Origin of the sequence: Pelagibius sp. 7325, assembly GCF_037652055.1 — a bacterium.
Classification (GTDB): Bacteria; Pseudomonadota; Alphaproteobacteria; order Kiloniellales; family Kiloniellaceae; genus Pelagibius.
The window spans coordinates 1,012,710-1,038,917 of sequence record NZ_JBBKAH010000002.1 but is presented as its reverse complement, the minus strand read 5'-3'; the positions used below and the strand labels follow the sequence as shown (position 1 = coordinate 1,038,917).

Annotated in this window: 24 protein-coding genes; 9 read left to right on the top strand and 15 right to left on the bottom strand. The window is 66.1% G+C overall.

Annotated features, from left to right (window positions below; genetic code table 11):
* The first annotated feature begins 23 nt into the window (after positions 1-23).
* From cobS to WDC82_RS06875, 4 genes are all read left to right on the top strand, one after another.
* The gene (gene cobS, locus WDC82_RS06890) at positions 24-818 is read left to right on the top strand and encodes an adenosylcobinamide-GDP ribazoletransferase (protein WP_340116516.1); all 795 of its coding nucleotides are present in this window, start codon (positions 24-26) and stop codon (positions 816-818) included.
* Positions 815-1,477, top strand: coding sequence for a histidine phosphatase family protein (locus WDC82_RS06885; RefSeq protein ID WP_340116515.1), 663 nt, complete (start codon positions 815-817; stop codon positions 1,475-1,477). Before cobS ends, WDC82_RS06885 begins: the two co-directional genes overlap by 4 nt.
* 124 nt (positions 1,478-1,601) lie before the next feature.
* Positions 1,602-2,294 (top strand): lipid-binding SYLF domain-containing protein, encoded by a 693-nt coding sequence (locus WDC82_RS06880; protein ID WP_340116514.1) that lies wholly within the window; start codon positions 1,602-1,604, stop codon positions 2,292-2,294.
* Between the two features lie 125 nt (positions 2,295-2,419).
* The gene (locus tag WDC82_RS06875; protein WP_340116513.1) at positions 2,420-3,064 is read left to right on the top strand and encodes an SCO family protein; all 645 of its coding nucleotides are present in this window, start codon (positions 2,420-2,422) and stop codon (positions 3,062-3,064) included.
* A gap of 3 nt (positions 3,065-3,067) precedes the next feature.
* On the opposite strand, the gene WDC82_RS06870 is transcribed toward WDC82_RS06875, so the two are convergent.
* The 4 genes from WDC82_RS06870 to ugpB all read right to left on the bottom strand — a co-directional run bounded on the left by WDC82_RS06870 (position 3,068) and on the right by ugpB (position 7,328).
* Positions 3,068-4,180, bottom strand: coding sequence for a sn-glycerol-3-phosphate import ATP-binding protein UgpC (locus tag WDC82_RS06870; RefSeq protein WP_340116512.1), 1,113 nt, complete (start codon positions 4,178-4,180; stop codon positions 3,068-3,070).
* 15 nt (positions 4,181-4,195) lie between these two features.
* On the bottom strand, positions 4,196-5,044 hold the full coding sequence (gene ugpE / locus WDC82_RS06865) for a sn-glycerol-3-phosphate ABC transporter permease UgpE (RefSeq protein WP_340116511.1): 849 nt from the start codon (positions 5,042-5,044) through the stop codon (positions 4,196-4,198).
* Positions 5,044-5,928 (bottom strand): sn-glycerol-3-phosphate ABC transporter permease UgpA, encoded by an 885-nt coding sequence (gene ugpA, locus WDC82_RS06860; RefSeq protein ID WP_340116510.1) that lies wholly within the window; start codon positions 5,926-5,928, stop codon positions 5,044-5,046. The genes ugpE and ugpA overlap by 1 nt, the downstream gene beginning before the upstream one ends.
* Positions 5,929-6,002: 74 nt before the next feature.
* A complete protein-coding gene (ugpB, locus tag WDC82_RS06855; protein ID WP_340116509.1) occupies positions 6,003-7,328 on the bottom strand; it encodes a sn-glycerol-3-phosphate ABC transporter substrate-binding protein UgpB in 1,326 nt (441 codons plus the stop codon).
* A 239-nt stretch (positions 7,329-7,567) separates the two neighbouring features.
* On the opposite strand from ugpB, the gene WDC82_RS06850 reads away from it, so the two are divergent.
* Positions 7,568-8,449, top strand: coding sequence for a methylated-DNA--[protein]-cysteine S-methyltransferase (locus tag WDC82_RS06850; protein ID WP_340116508.1), 882 nt, complete (start codon positions 7,568-7,570; stop codon positions 8,447-8,449).
* A 19-nt stretch (positions 8,450-8,468) separates the two neighbouring features.
* On the opposite strand, the gene WDC82_RS06845 is transcribed toward WDC82_RS06850, so the two are convergent.
* Positions 8,469-8,696, bottom strand: a complete 228-nt coding sequence (locus tag WDC82_RS06845; RefSeq protein WP_340116507.1) for a hypothetical protein — start codon at positions 8,694-8,696, stop codon at positions 8,469-8,471.
* Between the two features lie 156 nt (positions 8,697-8,852).
* Between WDC82_RS06845 and WDC82_RS06840 the strand changes: the two genes are divergently transcribed.
* Positions 8,853-9,560, top strand: a complete 708-nt coding sequence (locus WDC82_RS06840) for a SprT family zinc-dependent metalloprotease (protein WP_340116506.1) — start codon at positions 8,853-8,855, stop codon at positions 9,558-9,560.
* Here WDC82_RS06840 and WDC82_RS06835 read toward each other — a convergent pair.
* On the bottom strand, positions 9,551-10,006 hold the full coding sequence (locus WDC82_RS06835; RefSeq protein ID WP_340116505.1) for a VOC family protein: 456 nt from the start codon (positions 10,004-10,006) through the stop codon (positions 9,551-9,553). The two genes, WDC82_RS06840 and WDC82_RS06835, sit on opposite strands and share 10 nt — an antisense overlap.
* A gap of 155 nt (positions 10,007-10,161) precedes the next feature.
* Between WDC82_RS06835 and WDC82_RS06830 the strand changes: the two genes are divergently transcribed.
* Positions 10,162-11,364, top strand: coding sequence for a multidrug effflux MFS transporter (locus WDC82_RS06830; protein ID WP_340116504.1), 1,203 nt, complete (start codon positions 10,162-10,164; stop codon positions 11,362-11,364).
* Positions 11,365-11,383: 19 nt separating this feature from the next.
* Here the strand turns inward: WDC82_RS06830 and WDC82_RS06825 are convergent, their stop codons facing one another.
* The 9 genes from WDC82_RS06825 to mutM all read right to left on the bottom strand — a co-directional run bounded on the left by WDC82_RS06825 (position 11,384) and on the right by mutM (position 23,620).
* Positions 11,384-13,474, bottom strand: a complete 2,091-nt coding sequence (locus tag WDC82_RS06825; RefSeq protein WP_340116503.1) for a PBP1A family penicillin-binding protein — start codon at positions 13,472-13,474, stop codon at positions 11,384-11,386.
* Between the two features lie 105 nt (positions 13,475-13,579).
* On the bottom strand, positions 13,580-16,036 hold the full coding sequence (gene gyrB, locus WDC82_RS06820) for a DNA topoisomerase (ATP-hydrolyzing) subunit B (RefSeq protein ID WP_340116502.1): 2,457 nt from the start codon (positions 16,034-16,036) through the stop codon (positions 13,580-13,582).
* Between the two features lie 29 nt (positions 16,037-16,065).
* On the bottom strand, positions 16,066-17,310 hold the full coding sequence (recF, locus tag WDC82_RS06815; protein WP_340116501.1) for a DNA replication/repair protein RecF: 1,245 nt from the start codon (positions 17,308-17,310) through the stop codon (positions 16,066-16,068).
* Positions 17,311-17,362: 52 nt separating this feature from the next.
* Complete coding sequence (gene dnaN / locus WDC82_RS06810; protein ID WP_340116500.1) at positions 17,363-18,481, bottom strand: DNA polymerase III subunit beta; 1,119 nt, start codon at positions 18,479-18,481, stop codon at positions 17,363-17,365.
* A gap of 395 nt (positions 18,482-18,876) precedes the next feature.
* Positions 18,877-20,406, bottom strand: a complete 1,530-nt coding sequence (dnaA, locus tag WDC82_RS06805) for a chromosomal replication initiator protein DnaA (RefSeq protein ID WP_340116499.1) — start codon at positions 20,404-20,406, stop codon at positions 18,877-18,879.
* Positions 20,407-21,026: 620 nt separating this feature from the next.
* Complete coding sequence (gene rpsT, locus WDC82_RS06800; RefSeq protein ID WP_340116498.1) at positions 21,027-21,290, bottom strand: 30S ribosomal protein S20; 264 nt, start codon at positions 21,288-21,290, stop codon at positions 21,027-21,029.
* Between the two features lie 167 nt (positions 21,291-21,457).
* Positions 21,458-22,234 (bottom strand): enoyl-CoA hydratase, encoded by a 777-nt coding sequence (locus tag WDC82_RS06795; protein ID WP_340116497.1) that lies wholly within the window; start codon positions 22,232-22,234, stop codon positions 21,458-21,460.
* Between the two features lie 94 nt (positions 22,235-22,328).
* Entirely contained in the window at positions 22,329-22,718 is a 390-nt protein-coding gene (locus tag WDC82_RS06790; protein WP_340116496.1) for a hypothetical protein, read from the bottom strand.
* A gap of 65 nt (positions 22,719-22,783) precedes the next feature.
* Positions 22,784-23,620: a bifunctional DNA-formamidopyrimidine glycosylase/DNA-(apurinic or apyrimidinic site) lyase gene (mutM, locus tag WDC82_RS06785; protein ID WP_340116495.1), complete on the bottom strand. Its 837-nt coding sequence runs from the start codon at positions 23,618-23,620 to the stop codon at positions 22,784-22,786.
* 99 nt (positions 23,621-23,719) lie between these two features.
* Between mutM and ubiE the strand changes: the two genes are divergently transcribed.
* Both ubiE and ubiB read left to right on the top strand, forming a co-directional pair.
* The gene (gene ubiE, locus WDC82_RS06780; protein ID WP_340116494.1) at positions 23,720-24,529 is read left to right on the top strand and encodes a bifunctional demethylmenaquinone methyltransferase/2-methoxy-6-polyprenyl-1,4-benzoquinol methylase UbiE; all 810 of its coding nucleotides are present in this window, start codon (positions 23,720-23,722) and stop codon (positions 24,527-24,529) included.
* A gap of 33 nt (positions 24,530-24,562) precedes the next feature.
* On the top strand, positions 24,563-26,131 hold the full coding sequence (ubiB, locus tag WDC82_RS06775; protein WP_340116493.1) for a 2-polyprenylphenol 6-hydroxylase: 1,569 nt from the start codon (positions 24,563-24,565) through the stop codon (positions 26,129-26,131).
* Positions 26,132-26,208: the final 77 nt, after the last annotated feature.

Genomic DNA, 26,208 nt, shown 5'->3' with positions numbered 1-26,208 from the left:
CCAACGGCGGATAAGCGACCACCATGAAAATCCTCCTTTCCCCGCGCTTTTGGGCGCCCCACGGCTGGCTCGGCGACCTGCTGAGCGCGGCGCGGCTCTTGACCCGCCTGCCGCTGGGCGCGGTATCGGCGCGCCCCAGCGAGCCAGTGGCCAGCCATCCCGCGCGCTGCTATCCGCTGGTCGGTGCCGGCATCGGCGCTCTGGCCGCGTTGGCCTTTGCCGTGGGGGCCTGGCTGGCGCTGCCGCCATTTGCCTGCGCTCTGGCCGCGCTTGCGGTTTCGATCCTGGTCACCGGCGCCCTGCACGAGGACGGCCTGGCCGACGTTGCTGACGGCTTTGGCGGCGGGCACGGCCGAGAACGCAAGCTCGCCATCATGCGCGACAGCCGCATCGGCAGCTACGGCGTACTGGCTCTGGCGCTGGTCCTGACCGCGCGCGGCGGCAGCCTGGCCAGCCTCGCCGACACCGGTGCCGCGGCCGCGGCGCTGATCGCCGCCCACACGCTTTCGCGCGGCGGACTCGCTGCCCTCATGGCCGCCCAGCCCCTAGCACGCAGCGACGGTCTCGCCGCCGCCACCGGACGGCCCGGCGGTGCTGATGCCGTCATCGCTTTCGCGGTCGGAGGGCTGGCCGCCTTCCTGCTGCTGGATTTCGGCGTGGCCGTGGTGGCGATCCTCGCCTGCGCGGTGGTGCAGCTGGGCCTCGGCCTGCAGGCACAACGCCAGATCGGCGGCATGACCGGCGACGTGCTGGGCGCCGCACAGCAGCTCGGCGAAGCGGCGGTGCTTCTGGCCATCTGCGCGGGAGCGGCGCCTTGACCCCCACACGGTGGTGGTGGATCCGCCACGCGCCGGTGGTCGGCCACGAGGGGCGCATCTACGGCAGCCTCGACGTCGACTGCGACTGCGGCGACGAAGCGCTGTTCCGTGCCCTGGCCGCGACGCTGCCGCGCGACGCCGTCTGGGTCGTGACGCCGCTGAAGCGCACCCGGGCCACCGCCGAGGCCATCGCCCGCCACCATGCGGCGGCGCCTGAGGAGTTCCACGTGGAGCCCCGGCTGGTCGAGCAGCATTTCGGCGACTGGCAGGGCCTCACCTACGCGGAACTGGATGCAGGCGCAGGAGAAGCCGGGCGCGGCGAGGCCTGGCGCCGCTTCTGGCAGGCCCCGGCCGAGGCGGTGCCGCCGGGCGGCGAGAGCTTCGCTGCCCTGAGCCGGCGCGTCGCCGAAGCCATCGAAAGCCTGACCCGCCGCCATGTCGGACACGACATCGTCTGCATCAGCCACGGCGGGCCGATCCGCGCCGCCTTGGCCCTTGCCCTGACCATCGGCCCAGCACAGGCCTTGAGCTTTGCCGTCGACACCTGCTCGCTGACGCGCCTCGAGCATTTCGCCGACGAAAACCGTGATCCGGAGGAACGATTGGGCGGCTCCTGGCGTATTGCAGGAGTGAACCTCAGCGCTCAACCTCCGAGATAGCCCTACTTCCGACACAGTTGGATTCTTAGACTCTCCAATGCCTCACTGGGCGCGCGGAGTCGCCATGTTAGGGTCGCGCCGCCGCGCGTAAGTGCCAGCAGAACCATAAAAGGAAGCCGCAGCCATGATCGAAACCACCCGCCGCCGCTTCACGGCCACCACGCTTGCCTTGACCGCTCTTGCCGGCCTCGGCGCCATCCTGCCCGGCACCGCCCGCGCGGAGACCGAGGCGGAGGGCCTCGTCACCGAAGCGCGTCTCACTGTCGACCGCCTGATGGCCGACCAGGATTTCTTCGAACTGCCCAAGTTCATCAAGGCGGCCAAGGGCATCTACATCATTCCGCAGCTGGTCAAGGGCGGCTTCATCATTGGTGCCGAGGGCGGCACCGGCGTATTTCTGGCGCGCGGCACCGACGGCAGCTGGTCGCCGCCGGCGTTCTACACATTGGGCGCCGGCTCCATCGGCCTGCAGATCGGCGGCGAAGTGAAGGAGGTCGTCTTCGTGCTGATGAGCGACAAGGCGGTCGATGCTATGCTGTCCAGTGAGTTCAAGCTGGGCGCCGACGCCTCGATCACCGTCGGTCCCATGGGCCGTGGCGTCGAGGCCTCGCGGACCACCGACTTCACCTCCGACATCTATGCCTTCTCCAAGTCCGTCGGCCTGTTCGGCGGCGGGGCCCTGGAAGGCGCCAAGATCTTCACCCGGCAGTCGCTGAACGAGAGCTACTACGGCGCCGGGGCGACGCCCAGGGCCATCGTCATTGACCGCAGGTTCACCAACCTGCAGGCGGACGACCTGCGCGCCCTGCTGCCATAAACCTCACCCTGCGGCCACGGGGGAGGCTGCGACGGGCGGCCGCATTGCGCCGCCCGCCGCCCGCGCCTATCTGAGGACGGCAATTCGCATTTCTTTCGCCGCTTTCAATCGTTAGGCTGCCCCTCATGTCGACCAAGATTCGCATCCTCCTGATTGTTCTCCTGGGCCTCGTGTTGGCTGGCGGCGGTTTTGCCCTGTGGCGCTCCGTGCTGCCGGAAAACATCGTCAGCCGGCAGGGCGGCACGAGCGGCGAGGCGCTGATCGGCGGCCCCTTCACGCTGACCGACCAGACCGGCACGCAGCGCAGCGAGGCGGATCTCAAGGGCCACTACAGCCTCATCTACTTCGGGTACACCTACTGCCCGGACGTCTGCCCGACTTCGCTGTCCGCCATTACCCAGGGCCTCGATCTGCTGGCCGAGACCGATCCCGCCAAGGCGGCGGCGGTGATGCCGATCTTCATCACCATCGATCCGGAGCGCGACACCACCGAAGCGCTGGCCGGCTATGCGGAGCACTTCCACCCGCGCCTCATGGCGCTGACCGGCACACCGGAAGAGGTCGCCGTGGCCGCCAAGGCTTACCGCATCTATTACCAGAAGGTGCAGGAGCCGGACGCCAGCGACTACCTGATGGACCACTCCTCGATCATCTACCTGATGGGGCCGGAGGGGAACTACCTGAGCCACTTCACCCACGCCAGCACCGCCGACGACATCGCCGAGGGCCTGGCCAAGCAGGTCGATCCCGCTCTGGCGGCCGGGAGCTGAACCCTAGAGGTCGGCGATACGCCGGCCGCTTTCCGCATCGAAGAAGTGCAGTTCGCCGGGATCGGCGGCAAGGCCTAGGCTCTGGCCTTCGCGCACCTTCGCGCCGCCCGGCAGGCGCAGGGTGAGCAGGGCGCCGTCCTTACCCAGGGCGTCCTGACCCAGCGCGCCATGCGCGAGGGTGTCCGCGCCAAGCGTCTCTACCAGCTGCACCTGCATGGCGAAGGTCGCTTCGTCTCCCCCGATCTCCGAGCCGGTCGGATGCAGGTGCTCCGGGCGCACGCCCAGGGTGACGGGGCGTCCCGCGAGGGTGGAAAGGCCGCCGGCGGGAAGCCGGATATGGCTGCCGCCGGCAAGTGTTGCCGTGGCGCCGTCGTCGGCGATGATTGCCGGCAGGAAGTTCATCGCCGGCGAGCCGATGAAACCGGCGACGAAAAGGCTGGCTGGGCGCGCGTAGACCGCCATCGGCGCATCGATCTGCTCGGCGATGCCGGCGTTCATGACGATGAGGCGATCGGCCATGGTCATCGCCTCCACCTGGTCGTGGGTGACATAAACCGAGGTGGTGCCGAGGCGTCGCTGCAGGCGTTTGATTTCCAGGCGCATCTGTACGCGAAGCTTGGCATCCAGGTTCGACAGGGGCTCGTCGAACAGAAAGGCCGCGGGCTGGCGTACGATGGCGCGGCCCATGGCGACACGCTGGCGCTGGCCGCCGGAAAGCTGGCGCGGCTTGCGCTGCAGCAGGCTTTGCAGCTCCAGAATGCCGGCAGCCTCGTTCACGCGTCGCTCGATCTCCGCCTTCGGCTTGCCGGCTATTTTCAGGCCATAGGCCATGTTGTCGTAGACCGTCATGTGCGGATAGAGCGCGTAGTTCTGGAAGACCATGGCGATGTCGCGGTCCTTGGGCTCCAGCCGGTTCACCACGCGCCCGCCGATGGCGATTTCGCCTTCGGTGATCGCCTCCAGCCCCGCGATCATGCGCAAGAGGGTCGATTTGCCGCAGCCCGACGGTCCGACGATGACGACGAACTCGCCGTCTTGAATATCGACAGTGACCCCGTGGATCACGGCGGTGTCGCCGTAGCTCTTCTTCACGTTGCGCAGGGATATTTCAGCCATTAAGCGCGCTTCCGTTCACTTCTCGGTTTCCACCAGGCCCTTGACGAAAAGACGTTGCATGGCGACGACGACGACGACCGGCGGGATCATCGCCAGGATCGCCGTGGCCATGATGAGATGCCAAAGCGGTTCGGAATCGGGTACCGCGACCATGCGTTGAATACCCATGACGATAGTGTAGTAGTCGCCGTCGGTGGTGACCAGCAGTGGCCAGAGGTACTGGTTCCAGCCGTAGATGAACAGGATGACGAAGAGGGCGGCGATATTGGTGCGCGACAGCGGCAGCACGACGTCCCAGAAGAAACGCAGTGCGCCGGCACCGTCGACGCGGGCCGCCTCCAGCAGCTCGTCCGGAATGGTGAGGAAGAACTGGCGGAACAGGAAGGTTGCGGTCGCCGACGCAATGAGAGGGATCGCCAGTCCCGCATAGCTGTCCAGCATGCCAAGATTTGCCACCACCTCGTAGGTCGGCAGGATACGCACCTCGACCGGCAGCATCAGCGTCATGAAGATGATCCAGAAGGCCGTGGCGCGGAAGGGAAAGCTGAAATAAACGATGGCGTAGGCCGAGATGATCGAGATGGCGATCTTGCCGACGGCAATGGCCAGCGCCATGATCAGGCTGTTCACCATCATCAGCAGCACCGGCGGGCTGCCCGCTGCCGCGACGCCGCCGGTCAGCGCGGAGCCGTAGTTCTCAAGGAAGCGGTCGCCGGGCCACAGCGGCAGCACACCGGAAACCAATCCCTCGACCGGGTAGGTCGAGGCGACGAAGGCGAGCCAGATCGGAAAGGCGACGACAGCGACTCCCAGCATGAGGAAGATGTGCGTCAGCAGCGTGATGATGGGGCGATTCTCGATCATCAGTACTGCACCCGACGCTCGATGTAGCGGAACTGGATGACCGTCAGCGCGATGACGATGGCCATGAGGATCACCGACTGCGCCGCAGAACCGCCAAGGTCGAGGCCGACGAAACCGTCGTTGTAAACCTTGAAGACCAGGATGTTGGTGGCCTGCGCCGGCCCGCCGTATGTGGTGGCGTGGATGATGCCGAAGGTCTCGAAGAAGGCGTAGACGACGTTCACCACAAGGAGGAAGAAAGTGGTCGGCGACAGCAGCGGGAAGATGATGGTCCAGAAGCGCTTCACCGGCCCGGCGCCGTCGATCGCCGCTGCCTCGATTAGCGACTTCGGGATCGCCTGCATGCCGGCCAGGAAAAACAGGAAATTGTAGCTGACCTGCTTCCACGACGCGGCGACGATGACCAGGATCATGGCGTCGCCGCCGCTCAGGTAGTGGTTCCAGTCATAGCCAAGCGACTTCAAGGCATAGGCCAGCACGCCGATGGTCGGATTGAAGATGAACCACCACAGAACGCCGGCGACGGCCGGCGCCACGGCATAGGGCCAGATCAGGAGCGTCTTGTAGACGGTCGCGCCGCGCACCACGCGATCGGCCATGGCGGCCAGCAGCAAGGCGATGATCATCGACGTTGCCGTGACGCCCAGGCTGAAGACAACGGTGGTCTTGAAGGAATTCAGGTAGGCGGGATCGGCGAAGAGCTCTTCGAAGTTTTCGAACCAGACAAACGTCGAGTCGAGGCCGAAGGGATCCTCCAGCAGCACCGATTGGTACAGCGCCTGGGAAGCCGGCCAAATGAAGAAGACCAGCGTGACGACGAGCTGGGGCAGGATCAGGAAGTAGGGGAGGACGCGCCCCTGGAAGATCACCCGCTTATGCTGCATGAGGCACCTTCGGGCCCAAGGGGAAGGCGGCCGGTCGGAGTGACCGTCCGGCCGCCTGAAGCCCTTTCAACCGCTCAGCCAGCAGTCTTTTCGAACTTTCGCAGCAGCGCGTTGCCACGGCTGACCGCGTCGTCGAGACCCTGCTGGGCGGATTTGCTGCCGTTCCAGATGGCCTCCAGTTCCTCGTTGATCACGTCGCGGATCTGCACGAAGTTGCCGAGGCGCAGACCCTTGGAGTTCTGGGTCGGCTCCTCCAGCGTCATCTGCTTGATGGCCACGTCTGTACCCGGGTTCTCGGCGTAGAAGCCCTGCTCCCTGGTCAGCTCGGCCGCAGCGTGGGTGATCGGCAGATAGCCGGTGAACTGATGCCAGTCAGCCTGCACCTCCGCCGAGGATAGGTAGCTGAAGAACCTTGCGACGCCCTTGTACTCTTCGTCGCTGTGGCCGTTCAGCACCCAGAGGGTGGCGCCGCCGATGATGGAGTTCTGCGGCGCGCCGGCGACGTCCGGCCAGTAGGGCAACATGCCGACGCCGAAGTCGAAATCCTTGGCATTGGACTTCACGCCCGCATAGGCGGCCGAGGAGTTCATGTACATGGCGCATTCTTGGTTATAGAACTTCGGCGCCGAGTCGGAGCGGCGGCCGCCGTAGTCGAAGATCTTGCTCTTCTGCCACTCCGCCATTGCGGCAATGTGCTTCACGTGCAGCGGGCTGTTGAAGGCCAACTCGGTGTCGATGCCGTCGAAGCCGTTGGACTGGGTGGCGAAGGGCACGTTGTGCCAGGCGCTCAAATTCTCCAGCTGCACCCAGGACTGCCAGCCGGTGGTGAAACCGCAGGCATAGCCGGCAGCCTGCAGCTTCTTCGCTGCAGCCTCGAGCTCCGGCCAGGTGGCCGGCGCCTTGGAGGCGTCGAGGCCCGCCTTCTCGAAGGCCGTCTTGTTGTAGTAGAGCACCGGCGTCGAACTGTTGAACGGCATCGACAGCATGTTGCCGTTGCTGTCGGTGTAATAGCCGGTAACGGCGGAGAGGTAGTCCTTTGGATCGAAGGGCTCGCCCGCGTCCTGCATCAGCTGATAGACCGGCTTGACGGCGCCCTTGGCGGCCATCATGGAGGCGGTGCCGACCTCGAAGACCTGCACGATCGCCGGCTGCTGCTTCGCACGGAAGGCGGCGATGGCCGCGGTCATCGTCTCTGTATAGTTGCCCTTGTAGACAGGCTTCAGGATGTAGTCGCTCTGCGACGCATTGAAGCCGTCGGCGATCTCGTTGACCTTTTCGCCCAGTTCGCCGCCCATGGCATGCCACCAGTCGATCTCGGTGGCAGCGAGCGCCGCCTGCGGGAGGGTGCCGGCGAAAGCCGCGGCAGCCGCCAGCGCGATGAGTTTGCGGTTTAGACGCATAAGAATTTCTCCCTATCTCTGCGACTCGATCTATCTGACCTCGCGGCGAAGCTATTCACCGGTCGCGATGGTCTTTTGAATGTTCTATTACAAATATATTACGCCCGAAATGTAACATTCCGAACATCCTGTGGAAAAATTCGGACAGGCGTCCTGAGCAAGCTTCGGATATCTCCCGAAATCGAAAGCCCGCTACAAGGTCGGCGTGACGCGCTAAATTCGGATCAGGAGAGGAAGCGATGGACATGCAGCGAGCCAAGTGCGCAGCGGACAGCCAGGCCCAGGCGACACCCAGCCAGTTGGCGCTGGTGCGCCGGGCCTGCGATCTGATCGATGCCCAGGACTGCGAACGCATGACCCTGGCCGAGATCGCCGAGACCCTGGACGTCAGCCCCTGGCACCTGCAGCGCCTGTTCAAACGGGTCATGGGCGTCAGCCCGCGCGACTACGCCGATGCCCGCCGCAATGCCGCCTTTCGCGCCCAGTTGAAGAACGGCGAGTCGATCGCCCAGGCGACCTATGGCGCCGGCTACGGCTCTTCCAGCCGCATCTACGAGCGCGCCGAACGCATGCTGGGCATGACCCCGGCCTCCTACGCCAAGGGCGGCAAGGGGGCGGTCATTGCCTATGACATCGTGGAATCGCCGCTGGGCCTCCTGCTGGTCGCCGCGACCGCCAAGGGGCTGTGCTTTCTCAGCATCGGCGACAACGACTCTGCGCTGGTCGAGGAACTGGAGCACGAGTTCCCCCAGGCCGAGAGCATCGCCCGCGACCAGCACTCCATCGCCCACTCTGTCTCGGTGGTGATCGACTTTCTGGAAGGCAAGATCCCGCATGCGGAGCTGCCTCTAGACGTACGCGCCACCGCTTTTCAGCGGCGGGTGTGGAACGAGCTGATCGCCATTCCCTGCGGCGAAACCCTCAGCTACTCGGAGATCGCCGAGCGCATGGGCGTGCCGCGCGGCCAGCGCGCGGTCGGGCGGGCCTGCGCCACCAACCCGGTCTCCCTGGTCATCCCCTGCCACCGCGCCCTGCGCGAGGACGGCCAACTGGGCGGCTATCGCTGGGGTGTGGAGCGCAAGGCCGCGCTGCTGGAGGGCGAGGCGGAACACCCGGAATAGGTTCCGCCGACCGCAGCGGTCACAGGTAGCGACCGCGTTCCAGGATCTCCAGAGTGTATTCGCGGTAGCTCATGCCGGCGGCCTGCGCACGCTTCAGGCGACGGCGCACAATTTCCAGCGGCGGCGTCTTCCAGGCTTTCTTGTGGGCGCGGCGCCAGGCGGCGAGATGCCCCTGGGACTCCACCAGCGGCGGCCCTTCGTTGTGACCGATCCCCGCGACCGCGGGCCCGGCCGAGCCTCCCGGCATGATGGTGTCCAAGCGGATAACGTCCCGAACTAACACTCTGACACAGCGGATAGAATCGACCCGCAAAGCCGAACGCTAGCATGCCGCTGCGGCGCAGCAAAGCGACGGCACGGGTAGCCCTTGCCCGTTTTGGAGTCGCCGCGATATAGAGATTCCATGCCTCTGCCCCTGGAAGCACCCCGCAGCCTCAGGCTTCCGGACCGCGATGTGCCGCTGGAACTCAGCCGGCACCCGCGCGCCCGGCGCATCACCTTGCGCCTCAACGCCGCCGGCGACGGCGTACAACTCGTCTTGCCGCGGCGCACGCCGATCCACGAGGCCATCGCCTTCGCCGAGGGCAACAGCGGGTGGATCCTGAAACACCTGGAGAAAGTGCCGCCGCGCATCCCCTTCAGCGAGGGTGCCGTCGTGCCGGTGCTGGGTGTTGAGCATGTGATCGCCCACAACCCGGATGCCCGCTGCGGCGTCATCAGAACCGAGGGCTTGATCCGCGTTTCCGGCCAGCCGGAGCATCTGGCGCGACGGGTCGGCGACTTCCTGAAGCGCGAGGCGCGCCAGGAGATCGGCACCCGTGCACGCGACAAGGCCGCCCGCATCGACCGCCGCGTCGGCCGCCTCAGCCTGCGCGACACCCGCAGCCGCTGGGGATCTTGCAATTCCGACGGCGACCTCAATTTCTCCTGGCGACTGATCCTCGCGCCCGAGCCGGTGCTCGACTACGTCGTCGCCCACGAGGTGGCGCACATGGTTCACCTGAACCACTCGCAGCGCTTCTGGAAGCTGGCCGGCAGCCTGACCCACGACATGGCGGGCGCCAAGGCCTGGCTGCAGCGTCACGGCGCCCAACTCTGGCGCTACGGCTGAGCTTTCGCCTGCTTGTGTACCGAGGGCACCCAGACAAAGCCGTCGGGGCCGGCGATGTAGGCTTCGCGCAGGCCGTGTGGCTTGTCGGCCGGTGCCTGCAGAACGGTGAAACCGGCCGCCTCTGCGCGCGCCGCGGCAGCGTCGGGATCGACACCGTAGAGTCTGAGTTCCAGTCCGGCGCCGCGGATCGCGCCGTCGCCGGTCAAGGCGAGCAGGGGATTGCTGTGGTAGCTGGCATCCGAGTGCAGCATCCAGAGGTGATCCTGGTAGCGGCAGACCGCAAAGTCGGCTTCGGCGTGGACAGCCTCGACCAACAGGACCTCGTGCAGAAAGGAAAGGCTGGCGGCGACGTCGCTGACCAGAATGTTCACCCCGAAGCCGGTGAGCGAGCGGCCGAAGGCGTCCGCCGGCATAAAAGCCCCACCTTTGGTCTCGTTGTCGGCCATGATGCCCCTGTCCTCGCGCGGTTCTTGCCGTAGCTTCCCGGAGGCGACTATAAGCGGTGGCGGGGTCCGCCCGTAAACATCCACTTTCCCGCCTCTTTCGGGGACCAGTCCGCGGTTCCGACGCGGCGCGACTTGTCCTTCCTGCCGGAGCATCCATGGCGCGAGCCGAGAGCCTGACCGTCTCCATCCTGCTGACCGCCATGGTCGCGCTGGGCCCGGTCTCCACCGACCTCTACCTGCCCTCGTTGCCGGCGATCGGCTCCGCCTTCGCCACCGACCAGGGCACGGTGCAGCTGACCCTCTCGGTCTTTCTGGTCGGCTTCGCCTTCAGCCAGCTCGCCTGCGGGCCGCTGTCTGACCGCTTCGGCCGCCGCCCGGTGATCCTGGGCGGCCTCGCGCTCTACCTCGTCGCCAGCCTGGCCTGCGCCGCCGCACCCTCGATCGAGGTGCTGATCTTCGCCCGCTTCTGCCAGGCGGTCGGCGCCTGCGTCGGCCCGGTGCTGGGCCGTGCGGCAGTGCGAGATATCTACGGGCGCGAGCGCGCCGCGCGCATGCTGTCCTACATGGGCATGGTGATGGCGCTCGCCCCCGCCTTCGGGCCTATCATCGGTGGCTTCATCGAGGCGTGGTTCGGCTGGCGCGCCAATTTCGTGTTGGTCTCGGCGGTCGGACTCACGGTCCTCGCCGCCACGGCGATCACGTTGCCGGAGACCAACCGCTGGAAGAGCCCGGACGCCACGCGCCTCGGCCATCTGATCGGCAACTACCGCAGCCTGCTGCGCCACCGCCGCTATGTCGGCTATGTGCTTGTCGTCGCCTGTACCTATTCCGGCATCTTCTCCTTCATTTCCGGATCCTCCTTCGTGCTGATCGGCATCCTGGGGCTCGACCCGGAGGTCTACGGCTTCTGCTTCGCCGCCATCGTCGTCGGCTACATGCTCGGCGCATTCGGGTCCGGGCGCTACACGGTGCGCTTCGGCGTCGAGCGCATGGTGCAGCTGGGCACCGCCATCCAGCTGCTCGGCGGCGTGGCCGGCTTGGCGCTTCATGCCGTCATGCCCCCCAGCGTGGCCAGCATCGTCGCGCCGGTCGCGGTTTTCATGATCGGCACCGGCCTTGCCATGCCCAACGCCCAGGCGGGCGCCATCGGCCCCTTTCCGCGTATGGCCGGAGCGGCCTCGGCTCTCCTGGGATTCTGCCAAATGGGATTGGCCGCGTTTGTCGGCATCGTCGTCGGCCACGGCAGCGGCGAGTCGGCGTTGTCGATGATGGCGGCCATCGCCCTGGTGGCGCTAGGCAGTATGCTGGCCTACTGGCTGATCGTTCACCCCGCACCGCAGCTCGCCGAAAACGCCTGACGCGTGGCAAAGATGCGCGTCAGTCGCGCTGCTCTTCGCGCAACCAAAACGGCTTATCTGCTTCGCGCTGCTGCGACGGACTTTTCTGCGCCGGCGCGCGCTGGGTGCCGGTCGACTGTTCGGCGCCCAGGCCTTTCAGAATACGGCCGATAAAGCCGCCGATGCTGTCGTCCTGACTGTCGGTCTGGGCGATCAGCGCGCCGCCGCCCGGCAGCGGGCGTTGCGGCAGTCCGTCGAGACCGCGCTGCATGACGCGGCCCCAGAGGCGCGCCGGCAGCGAACCGCCGCTGACCTTGTCCATCGGCGTGGAGTCGTCGTTGCCGAACCATACGCCGGTCACCAGTTCGGCCGTGTAGCCGACGAACCAGGCATCGCGGAAGTCCTGGCTGGTGCCCGTCTTGCCGGCGGCGGCGCGGCCCGGCTGCGCCGCCTTGCCGGTGCCCCAAACCACCACGGCCGACATCATGTTGGACATCTGCGCCAGATGCTGCGCCGAGACGACGCTGTCGCCCGTGGTGCGGTCGCGCTGGAACAGCAACTGGCCGCGGGCGTCACGGATCTCGGTGATGCCGTAGGGCAGGACCCGGCGGCCCTGGTTGGCGAAGACCGCGTAGGCCCCGGTGAGATCGAGCAGCGTCACCTCCGAGGCGCCCAGCGCGATGCCGCCGGTCGGCCGCAGCTCGCTGGAGATGCCGAGGCGCTCGGCCGTCGCCACCACCGTCTTGGGGCCAACCTTCTGCGTCACCCGCACGGCGACCGAGTTCATCGAGCGGGCAAAGGATTCCCGCAGTGTGACGTCGCCGTAGTAGTGGCCGTTGTAATTGTCCGGCGTCCAGTTGGAGACGCGCACCGGTGCGTCCTTCACGATGCTGTCCGGAGTGAGGCCCGCCTCCAACCCGGCCAGATAGACGAAAGTCTTGAAGGCAGAACCCGGCTGCCGCAGCGCCTGGGTGACGCGGTTGAACTGGCTTTCAGCGTAGTCGCGACCACCGACCAGCGCGCGGATGGCACCGTCGGGTGCCATGCTGACCAGTGCCGCCTGCCCCGCCTTGCTTTTGGCACCGTCGCCGTTCAGCGCGGCGATCAGTTCCTCGTTGGCAATGCTCTGCAGGCTGGGGTCGATGGTGGTGACCACGCGGATGTCGGTGTCGATGCCACCCAGATAGTCGCGCACCTGCGCCAGGACCCAGTCGGCGAAGTAGGGCGCGACGTCGTCGCGAGCCACATGGGTCGGGGTCTTCTGCTGCAGCGCCGCCTCTGCCTCGTCAGCGGTGATGAAACCGGTATCGACCATGGTCTGCAGCACCAGCGCGGCGCGCTGGTCGGCACCTTCGGGGTCGCGCGTCGGGTTGAGCTTCGAAGGCGCCTTCAGGAGGCCTGCCAGCAGCGCCGCCTCGTAAAGCGTAACGCGCGTCGCCGGTTTGCCGAAATAGTGGCGCGCCGCCGCGTCGACGCCGTAGGTGCCGGCGCCCAGATAGACCCGGTTCAGATAGATGGTGAGGATCTGGTCCTTGGTGAATCGGTGCTCAAGCCAGAAGGCGAGCATGACCTCCTGGATCTTGCGCTTCAGCGTTCGCTCGGAAGTGAGGAAGAGATTCTTGGCGAGCTGCTGAGTCAGAGTCGAGCCGCCCTGCGAGATGCGCCCATCGCGGATGTTTACGTAAAAGGCACGCGCAAGGCCGCGATAGTCGATTCCACCGTGATCGTAATAGCGCCGGTCCTCCACCGCGATGACCGCATGAGGCAGGTGCGGAGGAAGCTCCTGCAGGCCGTAGGTGGCGCCGAAGCGGTCGCCGAATGACGCCAGGCGGGTGCCGTCGGCCGCGACCAGCGTGACGTTGGGCCGCCGCGTCATCTTCTCGATCTCGCCGATTTCCGGCAGGTCGTAGGCATACCAAGCAAGCAAGCCGGCGATCATCACGCCGCACCAGATGGTGGCGACCAACGACCAGGTGACGATGCGGCGCAGCAGCCCGGCGGCACGCTTGGCCTGGACTGCGCGCGCCGACTTCCTGCTTTTGCCGGCGCCCCTGCCACCGCCATTGCGGCCGCTGCCGCGGCGCTTGGACGGCTGGCTCGAAACAGACTTCTTGCGGCTGCGTTCCGCCATGGCGCCTATAGATAGAGAAATCCGGGGCGCTTCACCACAATCCTGGTCCACTCCGCCGGTGGCATTCTTAAGGCGCCCAGAGTGTCCGGTCGGGCCGTCAGGGTCCTAGACGTCCAGGTTGGCAACTTCCAGCGCATGCTGTTGTATGAACTCGCGACGCGGCTCCACCACATCGCCCATCAGGGTGGAGAATACGTCCTCCGCCTCATCGGCGTGCGCAACCTTCACCTGCAGCAGCGCGCGGATGTTGGGGTCCAGCGTGGTTTCCCACAGCTGCTCCGGGTTCATCTCGCCAAGACCCTTGTAGCGGGCCACGCTAACGCCCTTGCGCCCCAGTTCAAAGACTGCCGCCACCAGGCTGAGTGGCCCGGTGATGCGGTAGCTCTTGTCTTTGGCGGTCAAGTCGCCGCGCTGCTCGTAGGCGGCCCGCAGTTCCGCAGCCATCTCGTCGAGACGGCGCGCCTCGCTGGAGCGCACCAGCGGGCCGTCGATGACACGCTGCTCGGTGACGCCGCGCAGAGTGCGGATGAACTCCATCCCGCCGTCGGCCAGCGAGGTGCCCTTCCATCCCTTCTCATGCTCCTTGGCGATCTCGTCGAGGCGCGTGGCGATGTAAGCCGCCGCTTCGCGCGCACGCTGGTCGTCGCTCAGAATGTCCGGGCTCAGCACGCCGGCGATAGCCGCCTGCTCGACCACGTCGGCATTGCCGAGCTTGCGGATCAGCGGCTCCATGAAATGCCTGGCGCGCACCGCGCGCTCGACCCGCTGACGCAGGTCCTCGCCGGCGATCTGGCCTTCACCCGGCAATGTCAGCACGGTGTCGCGCAGGCCACTGTCGATCAGGTAGGCCTCCATCTCGCGGTCGCCCTTCAGGTAGCGCAGGGACTCGCCACGCTTGGCGCGGTAAAGCGGCGGCTGCGCGATATAGAGATGGCCGCGCTCCAACAGCTCCGGCATCTGCCGGAAGAAGAAGGTCAGCAACAAGGTGCGGATATGACTGCCGTCGACGTCGGCGTCCGTCATGATGATGATCTTGTGGTAGCGCAGCTTTTCGATGTTGAACTCGTCGCGTCCGATGCCGGTGCCCAGCGCGGTGATCAGCGTGCCGATCTCCTGCGACGAGAGCATCTTGTCGAAGCGTGCGCGCTCCACGTTCAGGATCTTGCCGCGCAGCGGCAGGATCGCCTGGTTCTTGCGGTCGCGGCCCTGCTTGGCCGAGCCACCGGCCGAGTCGCCCTCGACGATGAAGAGCTCTGCCTTCGCCGGATCACGTTCCTGGCAGTCCGCCAGCTTTCCGGGCAGCGAGGCGATGTCCAGCACGCCCTTGCGGCGCGTCAACTCGCGTGCCTTGCGCGCCGCCTCGCGGGCCGCGGCGGCCTCGACCACCTTACCGACGATGCGGCGGGCCTCCTGCGGGTGCTCCTCGAAATACTGGTCAAGGCGCTCGTTGACCACCGACTCGACCACCGGGCGAACTTCGGACGACACCAGCTTGTCTTTGGTCTGGCTTGAGAATTTCGGGTCCGGCACCTTCACCGAGAGCACGCAGGTGAGACCTTCGCGCGCGTCGTCGCCGGTCAGCGCCACCTTCTCTTTCTTCAGCAGGCCGGATGCCGTGGCGTAGTTGTTGATCTGCCGCGTCAAGGCACCGCGGAATCCGGCAAGGTGGGTACCGCCGTCACGCTGCGGGATGTTGTTCGTGAAGCACAGCACCGTCTCGTGGTAGCTGTCGGTCCACTGCATCGCGACCTCGACGGTGATGCCGTCACGCTCCGCCGACATGGTCACCGCCGGCTCGATCAGCGCCGTCTTGGTCCGATCGAGGTAGTTCACGAAGGCGATCAGGCCGCCCTCGTAGTGCAGGTTGATTTCCTTCGTCTCGGCGCTGCGCGCGTCGGTCAGGGTCAGGCGCACGCCGGAATTGAGGAAAGCCAGCTCCCGCAGGCGATGCTCCAGCGTTGCGAAGTCGAAATCCAACTTGGTGAAGATTTTCGACGACGGCATGAAGGTGATCTGCGTACCGGATCTGTCGCCCACGTCGCCGCGTTCGGCCAACGACGCTTCCGCGTCGCCGCCCCGAAAGCGCATCCAGTGCTCCCTGCCGCCGCGCCAGATCGTCAGCTCCAGCCACTCGCTGAGCGCGTTCACCACCGAGACGCCGACGCCGTGCAGGCCGCCGGAAACCTTATAGGAATTCTGGTCGAACTTACCGCCGGCGTGCAGCTGGGTCATGATGACCTCGGCCGCCGAAACGCCTTCTTCGGCGTGGATGTCGACCGGAATGCCGCGGCCGTTGTCGGCGACCGTAACCGACCCGTCGCCGTTCAGGGTCACCGAAATGGTGTCGCAGTAGCCGGCCAGTGCCTCGTCGATGGCATTGTCGACCACCTCGTAGACCATGTGATGCAGGCCCGACCCATCGTCGGTGTCGCCGATGTACATGCCGGGGCGCTTGCGCACCGCGTCGAGGCCGCGCAGCACCTTGATGGACTCCGCGCCGTAGTCGGCGGCGTCGGCGCGCTTGCGGCCCGAGGGTTTCGGCTGATCGTCTTCATTGCTCATAGGGGGTACCCGATGTCGCTCATTACGTGTCAGAAAGCGGCTGCGGCAGGGCCGACGGCCCCATCGTTCACCGCGAAGAATTGGGCCCGGCCTTGCAGGCCGTCGAAATCGGCGGCGTCCGTACCGGTCAGCCAGGCTTGGGCGCCGAGGCCGATGATTTCCTGGTAGAGCGCCGCGCGGCGCGCCGCGTCCAGGTGCGCCGCCACTTCGTCGAGCAGCAGCAGCGGCGCCGCGCCGCGTTCCAGAGTCAAGAGGCGTGCATGGGCCAGCAGGATGGCGATCAGCAGCGCCTTCTGTTCGCCGGTGGAGCACAGCTCGGCGGCGATGCCCTTTGACCGGTGGGTCGCCGTCAGGTCGCTGCGGTGCGGACCGAAGCCCGCGCCGCCGCTTTCGGCATCCTGGCGCCGACGTGCGGCGAGGCCCTCGCGCAGCCGGTCTTCGGCAGCCAGCGCCGGGCCGCCGCGCAGCCAATCCTCCACCGCGCCCTCGAGCCCCAGATCCGCCTTGGGGAAGGGGCCCTCGGCCTCGTCGCAGGCGCGCTGCAGACGCTCCACCGTGGCGAGGCGCGCGGCGGCGATGGCGACCCCGCGCGTCGCCATCGAATCTTCCAGCGAAGCGATCCAGGCGGCGTCGCCGTGGCCGGACTTCAGCAGGCGCGCCCGCTCGCGCAGGGCATGCTCGTAGGCGTTGCAGCGTGCGGAGTGTTCCGGATCGAAGCCATAGACCAGGCGGTCAAGGAAGCGCCGTCGGCCGGAGGCACCCTCGCGGAACAGCCCGTCCATCTGCGGCGTCAGCCAAACCACTGAGAGCACCTCGGCCAAGGCCTGCTGACCGCGGGCAGCGGCACCGTCGACACGCACCAGCCGGCGTTCGCGGCCCGAAGCATTGGCAGCCTCGCTGCTGTGGCCCCCGGAGGCCTGACCGGGATCGCGCCCACTGCCGAGATCGCGCGGGCCCTCGGGCGTCATCACCGTCGCGGCAACCGCCCAGGGAGAGCCCGCCTCGGCGCCAGGGGTGCGGCGGTCGATCTCGCTAAGCCGCGCGCCACGCAGACCGCGCCCCGGCGACAGAAAGGAGATCGCCTCCAACAGGTTGGTCTTGCCGGCGCCGTTCGGCCCGGTCAGCACCACCGGAGCGGCAGCGAGCCTCAGTTCCGCCTGGGCGTAGCAGCGGAACTGCGTCACCAGCAGGCGGTTCAGCCACAGGCCGGCCTCGGTCCTGACGTGCGACACGGCGCCGGGCTCCGCATCGCCCCAGGCGGCGGAGATCAGCAAGAGGACCGGACTGTGTTGTTGTAGGGCTGCGTCATGATCTCGCGAAGTTGCCTTACACGCGCATCGGCATCAGCACGTAGAGGGCGCTGCTGTCGGCGACCTCGCGCACGATGGTCGGCGAGGCCGGATCGGCCATGGTAAACTGCGCCGCGTCGCCCTCGATCTGCTGGGTGATGTCCAGCAGGTAGCGTGAATTGAAGCCGATCTCTATGCCGGCACCGTCGTAGTCGATCTCCAGTTCTTCCACGGCAGTGCCGTTTTCCGGGCTGTTGGCGGACAGCACCAGGGCGCCATCGTGCACCGCCAGCTTCACCGCCCGGCTCTTTTCCGAGGAGATGGTGGAGACGCGGTCGACCGCCTCGGCGAAGATCTTGCAGTTCACTTCGAGAACCTTGTCGTTGCCGGCAGGAATCACCCGCTCGTAGTCCGGGAAGGTGCCGTCAATCAGCTTGGAAGTCAGCACGGTAGAGCCGAAGGCGAATCGGATCTTGGTTTCCGACAGCGCAATTTCGACCGGGTCGTCAATGCCGTCGACCAAGCGGCGCAGTTCGCCCACCGTCTTGCGCGGCACAATGACGCCCGGCATGTCCTTGGCGGCATCGGGCAGCGGCATTTCGACCCGCGCCAGGCGGTGGCCGTCGGTAGCCACGGCGCGTAGCACCGGCTGAGAATTGCTCTGTGCGGCATGCAGGAAGATGCCGTTGAGGTAGTACCGCGTCTCCTCGGTGGAGATGGCGAAGCGCGTGCGGTCGACCAGGGTGCGCAGCTCGCTCGCCTGCAGGGTGAAGCTCTGCGGCAGGTCGTCACCGGAGGTCAGCGGGAAGTCCTCGCGCGGCAGGGTCGCCAGCGTGAAGGTGGAACGCCCGGCCTTCAGCTTCAAGCGGCTGTCCTCGCCGCCGGCCTCTATCTCCACCTGAGCGCCTTCCGGCAGCTTGCGCACGATGTCGTAGAGGGTGTGCGCCGGGGCAGTGGTGGCGCCCGACTGGCCGACCGTCGCCGCGAGGCGGTCGATTACCGTCAGGTCCATGTCCGTGGCGGTGAGCGACAGGGTGTTGCCGTCGGCCTCGATCAGCACGTTGGACAGGATGGGAATGGTGTTGCGCCGCTCCACAACGCTCTGCACGTGCGTGAGGGACTTCAGGAGCGCGGCGCGTTCAATGGTCAGCTTCATGATCGGATGCTTGGCCTTCGGGCAAAAAGTTAAACGTTCTCTTGCGTGCCTTGCGGTGCTTTTCAGCCCTTGCGTAGCTGTCTTGGATGGGGTCCTGAGAGAGGGCCCGCGCGGCCCGTTGGACGGCTGGGGCGCGCCGGATTTCCCGGGCCGCGCCGGCGCCGCCCTGGGGGGCCATCGGCACCACGCGCCAAGCCCGGAAATGCGGCTCCGCAGCGCGGTCGCGGAGTATAGCATGGAAGGGGGAAAACGTAAGCTTTAAGCGCACTTGGGGCGCCTCGGCCGGCCCGTGGGCCGGGCGCCGCGAGTGCAGCTGCTAAGCGACTCTTTTGGCTGGCTTTTCCCGCCCCGCAATAGAGGGCAGGGGGCTGAAAAAGCCAGCCCGGGGGCTGATATCAGGCTTCCAGCATGCGGCGCAGCAGCTCGACGTCTTCGGCGAAGCTGGCGTCGGTGGCCTTCAGCTCCTCCACCTTGCGCACGGCGTGCATCACCGTGGTGTGGTCGCGGCCGCCGAACTTGCGTCCGATTTCGGGCAGCGAGCGGGAAGTCAGCTGCTTGGAGAGGTACATGGCCACCTGGCGGGGCCGGGCCACGGCGCGGGCCCGGCGGGCCGAATGCATGTCGGCGATGCGGACGTTGAAGTGGGCCGAGACCCGCTTCTGGATCTCCTCGATGGTCACCCGGCGGTCGTTGGCCCGCAGCAGGTCGTGAAGTACTTCCTGGGTGGTCTCCAAAGTAATCGGCCGGCCGACCAGGGTGGCATGGGCGAGGATGCGGTTGAGAGCGCCTTCCAGCTCACGCACGTTGGAGGTGATCTTGTGGGCGAGGAACTCCAGGACCTTCACCGGCACCTCGGTGCTCGACTGCTCCGCCTTGGCCTGCAGAATGCCGAGGCGCAACTCGTAGGTCGTCGGGTGGATGTCGGCGACCAGGCCCCAGCCCAGACGCGAGCGCATGCGTTCCTCGACGCCCTCCAGGTCGCTGGGACTCTTGTCCGCCGAGATAATGACCTGGCGGTTCTGGTCGACCAGCGCATTGAAGGTATGGAAGAACTCTTCCTGTGTCGCCTCGCGGCCGCCGATGAACTGCACGTCGTCGATCATCAACACGTCGACGGACCGGAACTGCTCCTTGAACGCCATGGTGTCCTTCGTGCGCAGGGCGCGCACGAACTGGTACATGAACTTCTCGGCCGAGAGATAGATGATGCGGCGCTCGGGTGACTGCTTTTTGATCTGCAGGCCGATGGAGTGCATCAGGTGTGTCTTGCCGAGACCAACACCACCGTAGAGGAACAGTGGGTTGAACGGCGGGGTCGGAGCCTCTGCAACACGCCGCGCCGCAGCATAGGCAAGCTCGTTCGGTTTGCCGACGACGAAGTTGTCGAAAGTGAAACGCGGGTCGAGCGGCGCGGAAATCCCGTCGCGCATCCCGCTTGGCGACTGCGATTCCGTGCCGTAGCCCGACTGTGTCGCGATCACCGGCGCCGCGCTGGCAGTCCTGACGTCACTGTCGTAGCCACGCGCCGCGTTCATGCCGTTCAGCTGCGCGCCGGCGCGTGTCTCCTGCACAGGGGTTTCACGCGGCCGCAGCTCCGCAGCCTGCGAATCCACAGCGCCACCGATCAACGCGCCACCGGGCTTTGGTGTCGGACGCGCCGGCGGCTGCACGACGATCTCGATGCCGCCGATCGTCGGATCTTCTTCGCCCCACAACGTGGAGAGACGTTCGGCGTAGTTGCTCGCCACCCAATCGCGCATGAAGCGCGTCGGCACAGCAAGACGCAGCCTGCCGTTTCGCGAACCCGCAAGGATGAGGGGCTTCAACCAACTGCGATAAGCCGCTTCACCGACTTCTGCACGCAGACGGCCCCGGACGCGGGCCCATTGCTCGATGATCGTCGCTTCACCGTCACCACCAACCATCTCAGACTACCCCCTCAAGCGCCGCGTGCGTTCCGACCCTTACCGTGCGCCACTGCTGCCAGAGGTAATTCTTCGCGAAAGCACAAGCATCGTCCATGACGTGGTCAGCAACCTCGTGGGTCTTTAGTTGTTCGAGCAATCGGCTTGGGAGAGGCCCAAAGAGCCAGGCGGGTCGGAAAAAAACAACGACATCCTAGAGGTGCATCCACCCCTCGCCGCGGCGGCTACAATCTAAATAATTCATTTCGCGAATTACTTGATTGATGCGACTTTTTATTTTGTTTTTTCCTAGAATTTCTTTCTCAGGACCCCCAAGCGCGACAGAGTTAATGTAGCCAGATAGACTTCAGGTGACAAGCGGATCGAATAGGGAACGGGATTTTTTTTGGTCCGGCGGCACACATGCAACAGCGCAGAATCCGACGCGCATCATGCGCCGAAAAGTCTTTAAACCAGCATGCGAAAACGGCTGATACGGAAACGAATAGCCGACGCATCATGCTCTCGGTCTGCGCACACGAAAAACCGCGCCTTCAATGAAGGCGCGGTATCATGACAGCCTGGAATGTCGAACTATCTGCGAAGCGGCGCTTGCGCGATTCCCGGCCGGCGTAGCGGTCCTAGGCGATCCCTTTAACGCGGGCCGACAGGCGCGACATCTTGCGCGCCACCGTGTTCTTCGGCATCACGCCGCTGCGCACGCCGCGCGCCAGCTCCGGCTCGACCGCTTTCAGCGCGGCCTGTGCCGCAGTCTTGTCACCGTTGGCGATCGCCAGCTCGACGGCCTTCACGAAGGTCCGGATGCGACCCACGCGGGCGCCGTTGACTTCCGCCCGGCGGGCGTTGGTGCGTATCCGCTTCTTGGCCGATTGATGGTTTGCCATATGCCTAAAACTTCGTTCTCAGTAGTGAGGAAGGCGGGGTTATAGCCGCCACCCTCCGCTGCGTCAAGCCACCATTAAGGCCCAGGGAAGCCCCCGGAAAGGCCCTGATATGCAAAGAAAATCAGGGTTAACCGCCGCCCCTCCGGCAGTCCCTCCGGGTGCGCCGGTCAGCGATTCTTCCAATTCGGCGAGCGCTTTTCGGCAAAGGCGGCCATACCCTCCTTCTGGTCGTCCAGGGCAAAGGTGGCGTGGAAGACTCGTCGTTCAAACTTGATCCCCTCCGCCAGGGTCGTCTCGTAGGCCCGGTTCACCGCCTCCTTGGCCATCATCACCACCGGGCGCGAAAGGCCGGCGATCTTGCGCGCCGTCTTTTTCGCTTCGTCCAAAAGATCCGCCGCCGGAACGATGCGCGCCACCAACCCCGCGCGCTCGGCCTCCTCGGCGTCCATCATGCGGCCGGTGAGACAGAGCTCCATCGCCTTCGCCTTGCCCACGAAACGCGTCAGGCGCTGGGTTCCGCCGGAGCCGGGAATGGTGCCGATGGTGATTTCCGGCTGGCCGAACTTCGCGGTATCGGCGGCAAGAATGAAGTCGCACATCATGGCAATCTCGCAGCCACCGCCCAGGGCGTAACCGGCCACCGCGGCAATCACCGGCTTGCGGGTGTGCGAGAGACGCTCCCAGCCTTCTGTAATGAAATCCTCGGCATAGGCTTCCTGATAGGTCTTGTCCTTCATCTCCTTGATGTCGGCACCGGCGGCAAAGGCCTTCTCGGAGCCGGTCAGGAGAATGCAGCCGATGGAATGGTCGGCTTCCAGGTCATCCAGCGCCGTTTCCAGTTCGACGATCAGCGCCTTACACAGCGCGTTCAGCGCCTTGGGCCGGTTGAGGGTGATCACCCCGACGCCGTCTTCCTTCTCGACGATGATGTTCTCGTAGCTCATAAACCTCTTCCTTCCGGCTTCATGTACCGCCGCAGAGTGCTGTGATCGCGCGACCGCTGCAACGACTCGGCGGCAATTCTCTCCTTGCGGGTCTCTATTGCGGCAACAGCCTGAAATGCAAGGTAATTTTGCCGGCGTCCTGACTGAACGCGAGCTGCAGGCGCTCGCCTTCGCGCAGGTAAACGCCGAGCGCTTCGCGCTGCCAGCCGAGCTGCGGCAGCGTCTCGTCATAGAATGCGGTGACCGACGGCGGCGACACATTGCCTTGGGCGAAAGCCTCGACGATGCGGCCGCCCGGCTTGTCGAAGACCACGCCGCTGTCGGGCAGGGCCTCAAGGCCCGGCATCAGCGGCAGGTCGGGAATGCCCGCGACATAACGCTCCGCGTCGTTCTGCGCCTGTGCGGCGACGGGTCCCGGCTGGACGACTAAGGCCAGCAGGACCAGGGCCATGGCGATGAGGAGACGCTGCGGCGCGCGAAGCATGGCGGTTTCCTAACCCAGAGCCGCGGACATGGAAACAGAATCCTCCGGTGTCATTGATGAGCTTCTCATTTCTGACAGCGCGAGCAATAGAAGGTGGACCGGCCGCTTTGCACCAGGCGTTTGATGGCCGTGCCGCAGCGGCGGCACGCTTCGCCTTCGCGGCCGTAGACGGCCCATTCGTGCTGGAAGTAGCCAAGTTCCCCGTTCGCCTGGACATAGTCGCGCAGCGATGAGCCGCCGGCCTCGATGGCGCGGGTCAGCACCTGACGCACAGCGGCGGCCAGTTTCTCGGCGCGGTTGCCCTGTACCGTGTAGGCGGCACGGCGCGGCGAGATTCCGGCGGAGAACAGCGCCTCGCAGACATAGATGTTGCCGAGGCCGGCGACCACCTGCTGGTCGAGCAGCGCCGCCTTGATCGGCGTGCGCTTGCCTTTCAACGCCGCGGCGAGGGCGGGGCCGTTGAAATCGTTGCCCAGAGGCTCCGGTCCCAGGCTGCGCAGCAGCGGATGCACGTCCAGTGCCGCACCGTCGATGAGGTCCATGATCCCAAAGCGGCGCGCATCGTTGAATCGGACCTCGGTCCCGGCCTCGGTGGTGAAGACCACATGGTCATGGCGATCAAGCGGTACCCGGCTGCCGTCCCGGCCGCGCTCGATGATCATCATCCGCCCGGACATGCCCAGATGACACAACAGGACCTGACCATCGTCGAGCTGCAGCAGCATGTACTTGGCGCGGCGGCGGATGGCCTCCACCCGGCGCCCGGTCAGTCGCTGGGCGAAGTCGACCGGAAACGGAAAGCGCAGGTCCGGCCGGCGCTGCTCGACCCGCTGGAGCACATGGCCTTCCAGCTTGGGGCGCAGGCCGCGCACCACGGTCTCGACTTCAGGCAGCTCTGGCATCGGCTGGTATAAGGTCCGGTAGGGTTGCGAAAAAATGGTCCTAGGAAGAAGTGCCGCGCAGAGTAGCGCGCCGCCGCCGCGCGCGCTATGGTCCGCGCGATGAACTCACGCCAAGCTTCCGACACGGGAGGGGAAGACCCCTCCACCACCCATTTCGGCTACCGCGAGGTCGACGAGGCGGAAAAACCGTCGCTGGTCCAGGGAGTCTTCCAGTCCGTCGCCAGCCGCTACGACCTGATGAACGACCTGATGTCCGGCGGCGTCCACCGGCTGTGGAAGAGCGCCATGGTCGACTGGCTGAACCCCCGCCCGGGCCTCAGGCTGCTGGATACCGCGGGCGGGACCGGCGACATCGCCTTCCGCGTGCTCGACCGCCTGGAAGGCCAGGGTCACGGCGGAGCGCCTTCTGATCCTGGGGGCCAGGTGATCGTCTGCGACCTGACTCCCGACATGCTGTCGGTCGGGCGCGACCGCGCCATCGACCGCGGCCTGCTGAAGGGTATCTCCTGGGTCTGCGGCGACGCCGAGCGTCTGCCGCTGCCCGACCGCTCGGTCACCGCCTACACCATCGCCTTCGGCCTGAGGAACGTCACCCACATCGACCGCGCGCTGGCCGAGGCGCGCCGCGTGCTCAAGCCGGGCGGGCGGTTCCTCTGCCTGGAATTCAGCCGCGTCGTGATGCCGGTCTTCGCCGATCTCTACGACCGGTACTCTTTTAATGTGCTGCCGGCCATGGGCGCGGCCGTCGCCGGCGACCGGGAATCCTATCTCTACCTCGCCGAATCGATCCGCCGCTTCCCGCCGCAGGAGCAACTGGCGGCGATGATGTCTGCCGCCGGCCTGTCGCAGGTGCGCTACCGCAACCTTTCCGGGGGCATCGCCGCGCTGCACTCCGGCTGGCGCATCTAAGCCCGAGACCGAAGAACCGAGACAGACACCGCAATGCTGCGCACCTTCCGGTCCCTGCTGCGCTTCCTGCGCATCGCCCGCACCCTGGCGCGTCACGACGCCCTGGCGCCGCTGGAAGAAGTCGGCGTCGCGCCCGGGTTGGTGTGGTTCGTGCGCCGCGTCTCGCGCCGCCAGGCCGAAGGCCGTCCGGGCCAGAAGATGGCGCGTGCTCTGACCGAGATGGGGCCCAGCTTCATCAAGCTGGGCCAGGCGCTGTCGACTCGCGCCGATTTGCTGGGTGAGCAGGTGGCACTGGACCTCGCGGAGCTGCAGGACCACCTGCCGCCCTTCGACAGTGCGCTCGCGCGCAGCATCATCGCGGAGGAGTTGGGCGGCCCGGTCGAGGACCTGTTCCTCACCTTCGACCCGCAGCCGGTCTCCGCCGCCTCCATCGCTCAGGTCCATGAGGCGACCGTCGCGTCGGAGGATGAAGCCCATTCCGAGCCCAGGAAGGTCGCGGTCAAAATCCTGCGCCCCGGCATCGAGAAAGCCTTCGAGCGCGACCTGGAGTTCTTCTACTGGGTCGCCGAGTGGGTCGAACGCGCGCAGCCCAAGCTGCGGCGCTTCCGCCCGGTTGAGGCGGTGCGCGTCTTCGAAGAGACCGTGCGCCTGGAGATGGATCTGCGCATGGAAGGCGCCGCAGCCTCCGAACTGGCAGAGAATTTTGCCGGCGACGAGACCTACAATGTGCCGGAGATCGACTGGCGCCGCTCGTCGCGGCGGGTGCTCACCATGTCGCGCGTCGACGGCATCCCGATGGACGACCGCGACGCGCTGCTCGCCGCCGGCCACGACTTGGCCGAGGTGCTGACCAAGGCCGCCGGAATTTTCTTCAACCAGGTGTTCCGAGACGGCTTTTTCCATGGCGATCAGCACCCCGGCAACATGTGGGTCGCCGAGGACGGCAACATCGTCGCCGTCGATTTCGGCATCATGGGGCGAATGGATTGGCGTACCCGGCGCCACCTAGCCGACATGCTTATCGCCACGCTGGACGGTGATTACCATCGCCTTGCCGCGGTTTACATGGAAGCCGGTTACCTGCCGAAGAGCGATTCCTCGGGCCACGCCCTCGATGTGTTCGCGCAGGCGCTGCGCTCGGTCTGCGAGCCGATCGCGGGGCGCCCGCTCAACGAGATCTCCTTCGCGCGGCTGCTGGCGCAGCTCCTGCGCCTCACCGAATCCTTCGAGCTGCCGGTGCAGCCGCAACTGCTGCTGCTACAGAAGAACATGCTGATGGCCGAGGGCGTCAGCCGGCGGCTCGATCCCTCGCTCAATATCTGGACCCTGGCACAGCCGCTGATCGACGCGTGGATGCGCGAGAACCGCGGGCCCCAGGCACGCCTGCGTGAAAGTGTCGAGGACGTGCTGCACAGCCTGCGCCAGCTGCCGGCGCTGGCCGACAACCTGGAACGCGCGACCGAGGAGTTGGCCGACGGACGCATCCGCCTGCACCCGGAAACCATCGCTCAACTGACCGCGCGCAATGGCGGGGGCTTGGCCCGTTGGGCCCTGCCGGTAGCGCTCGCCGCGCTGGCCGTCGCCCTGGCCGCTCTCCTATAACCAACTGACTTTAAATATTGAACCGGCGCGCGCCGCGCACCGCTTGCCTTCCAACAGGCGAGCCCCTAGGTTATTCA

What these genes read in the sequence shown, in the direction of transcription:
- cobS (WP_340116516.1), top strand. Translation starts at nt 24, where the DNA reads ATGAAAATCCTCCTTTCCCCGCGCTTTTGGGCGCCCCACGGCTGGCTC.
- WDC82_RS06880 (WP_340116514.1), top strand. Translation starts at nt 1,602, where the DNA reads ATGATCGAAACCACCCGCCGCCGCTTCACGGCCACCACGCTTGCCTTG.
- WDC82_RS06875 (WP_340116513.1), top strand. Translation starts at nt 2,420, where the DNA reads ATGTCGACCAAGATTCGCATCCTCCTGATTGTTCTCCTGGGCCTCGTG.
- WDC82_RS06870 (WP_340116512.1), bottom strand. Translation starts at nt 4,180, where the DNA reads ATGGCTGAAATATCCCTGCGCAACGTGAAGAAGAGCTACGGCGACACC.
- ugpE (WP_340116511.1), bottom strand. Translation starts at nt 5,044, where the DNA reads ATGATCGAGAATCGCCCCATCATCACGCTGCTGACGCACATCTTCCTC.
- ugpA (WP_340116510.1), bottom strand. Translation starts at nt 5,928, where the DNA reads ATGCAGCATAAGCGGGTGATCTTCCAGGGGCGCGTCCTCCCCTACTTC.
- ugpB (WP_340116509.1), bottom strand. Translation starts at nt 7,328, where the DNA reads ATGCGTCTAAACCGCAAACTCATCGCGCTGGCGGCTGCCGCGGCTTTC.
- WDC82_RS06850 (WP_340116508.1), top strand. Translation starts at nt 7,568, where the DNA reads ATGGACATGCAGCGAGCCAAGTGCGCAGCGGACAGCCAGGCCCAGGCG.
- WDC82_RS06845 (WP_340116507.1), bottom strand. Translation starts at nt 8,696, where the DNA reads ATGCCGGGAGGCTCGGCCGGGCCCGCGGTCGCGGGGATCGGTCACAAC.
- WDC82_RS06840 (WP_340116506.1), top strand. Translation starts at nt 8,853, where the DNA reads ATGCCTCTGCCCCTGGAAGCACCCCGCAGCCTCAGGCTTCCGGACCGC.
- WDC82_RS06835 (WP_340116505.1), bottom strand. Translation starts at nt 10,006, where the DNA reads ATGGCCGACAACGAGACCAAAGGTGGGGCTTTTATGCCGGCGGACGCC.
- WDC82_RS06830 (WP_340116504.1), top strand. Translation starts at nt 10,162, where the DNA reads ATGGCGCGAGCCGAGAGCCTGACCGTCTCCATCCTGCTGACCGCCATG.
- WDC82_RS06825 (WP_340116503.1), bottom strand. Translation starts at nt 13,474, where the DNA reads ATGGCGGAACGCAGCCGCAAGAAGTCTGTTTCGAGCCAGCCGTCCAAG.
- gyrB (WP_340116502.1), bottom strand. Translation starts at nt 16,036, where the DNA reads ATGAGCAATGAAGACGATCAGCCGAAACCCTCGGGCCGCAAGCGCGCC.
- dnaN (WP_340116500.1), bottom strand. Translation starts at nt 18,481, where the DNA reads ATGAAGCTGACCATTGAACGCGCCGCGCTCCTGAAGTCCCTCACGCAC.
- dnaA (WP_340116499.1), bottom strand. Translation starts at nt 20,406, where the DNA reads ATGGTTGGTGGTGACGGTGAAGCGACGATCATCGAGCAATGGGCCCGC.
- rpsT (WP_340116498.1), bottom strand. Translation starts at nt 21,290, where the DNA reads ATGGCAAACCATCAATCGGCCAAGAAGCGGATACGCACCAACGCCCGC.
- WDC82_RS06795 (WP_340116497.1), bottom strand. Translation starts at nt 22,234, where the DNA reads ATGAGCTACGAGAACATCATCGTCGAGAAGGAAGACGGCGTCGGGGTG.
- WDC82_RS06790 (WP_340116496.1), bottom strand. Translation starts at nt 22,718, where the DNA reads ATGCTTCGCGCGCCGCAGCGTCTCCTCATCGCCATGGCCCTGGTCCTG.
- mutM (WP_340116495.1), bottom strand. Translation starts at nt 23,620, where the DNA reads ATGCCAGAGCTGCCTGAAGTCGAGACCGTGGTGCGCGGCCTGCGCCCC.
- ubiE (WP_340116494.1), top strand. Translation starts at nt 23,720, where the DNA reads ATGAACTCACGCCAAGCTTCCGACACGGGAGGGGAAGACCCCTCCACC.
- ubiB (WP_340116493.1), top strand. Translation starts at nt 24,563, where the DNA reads ATGCTGCGCACCTTCCGGTCCCTGCTGCGCTTCCTGCGCATCGCCCGC.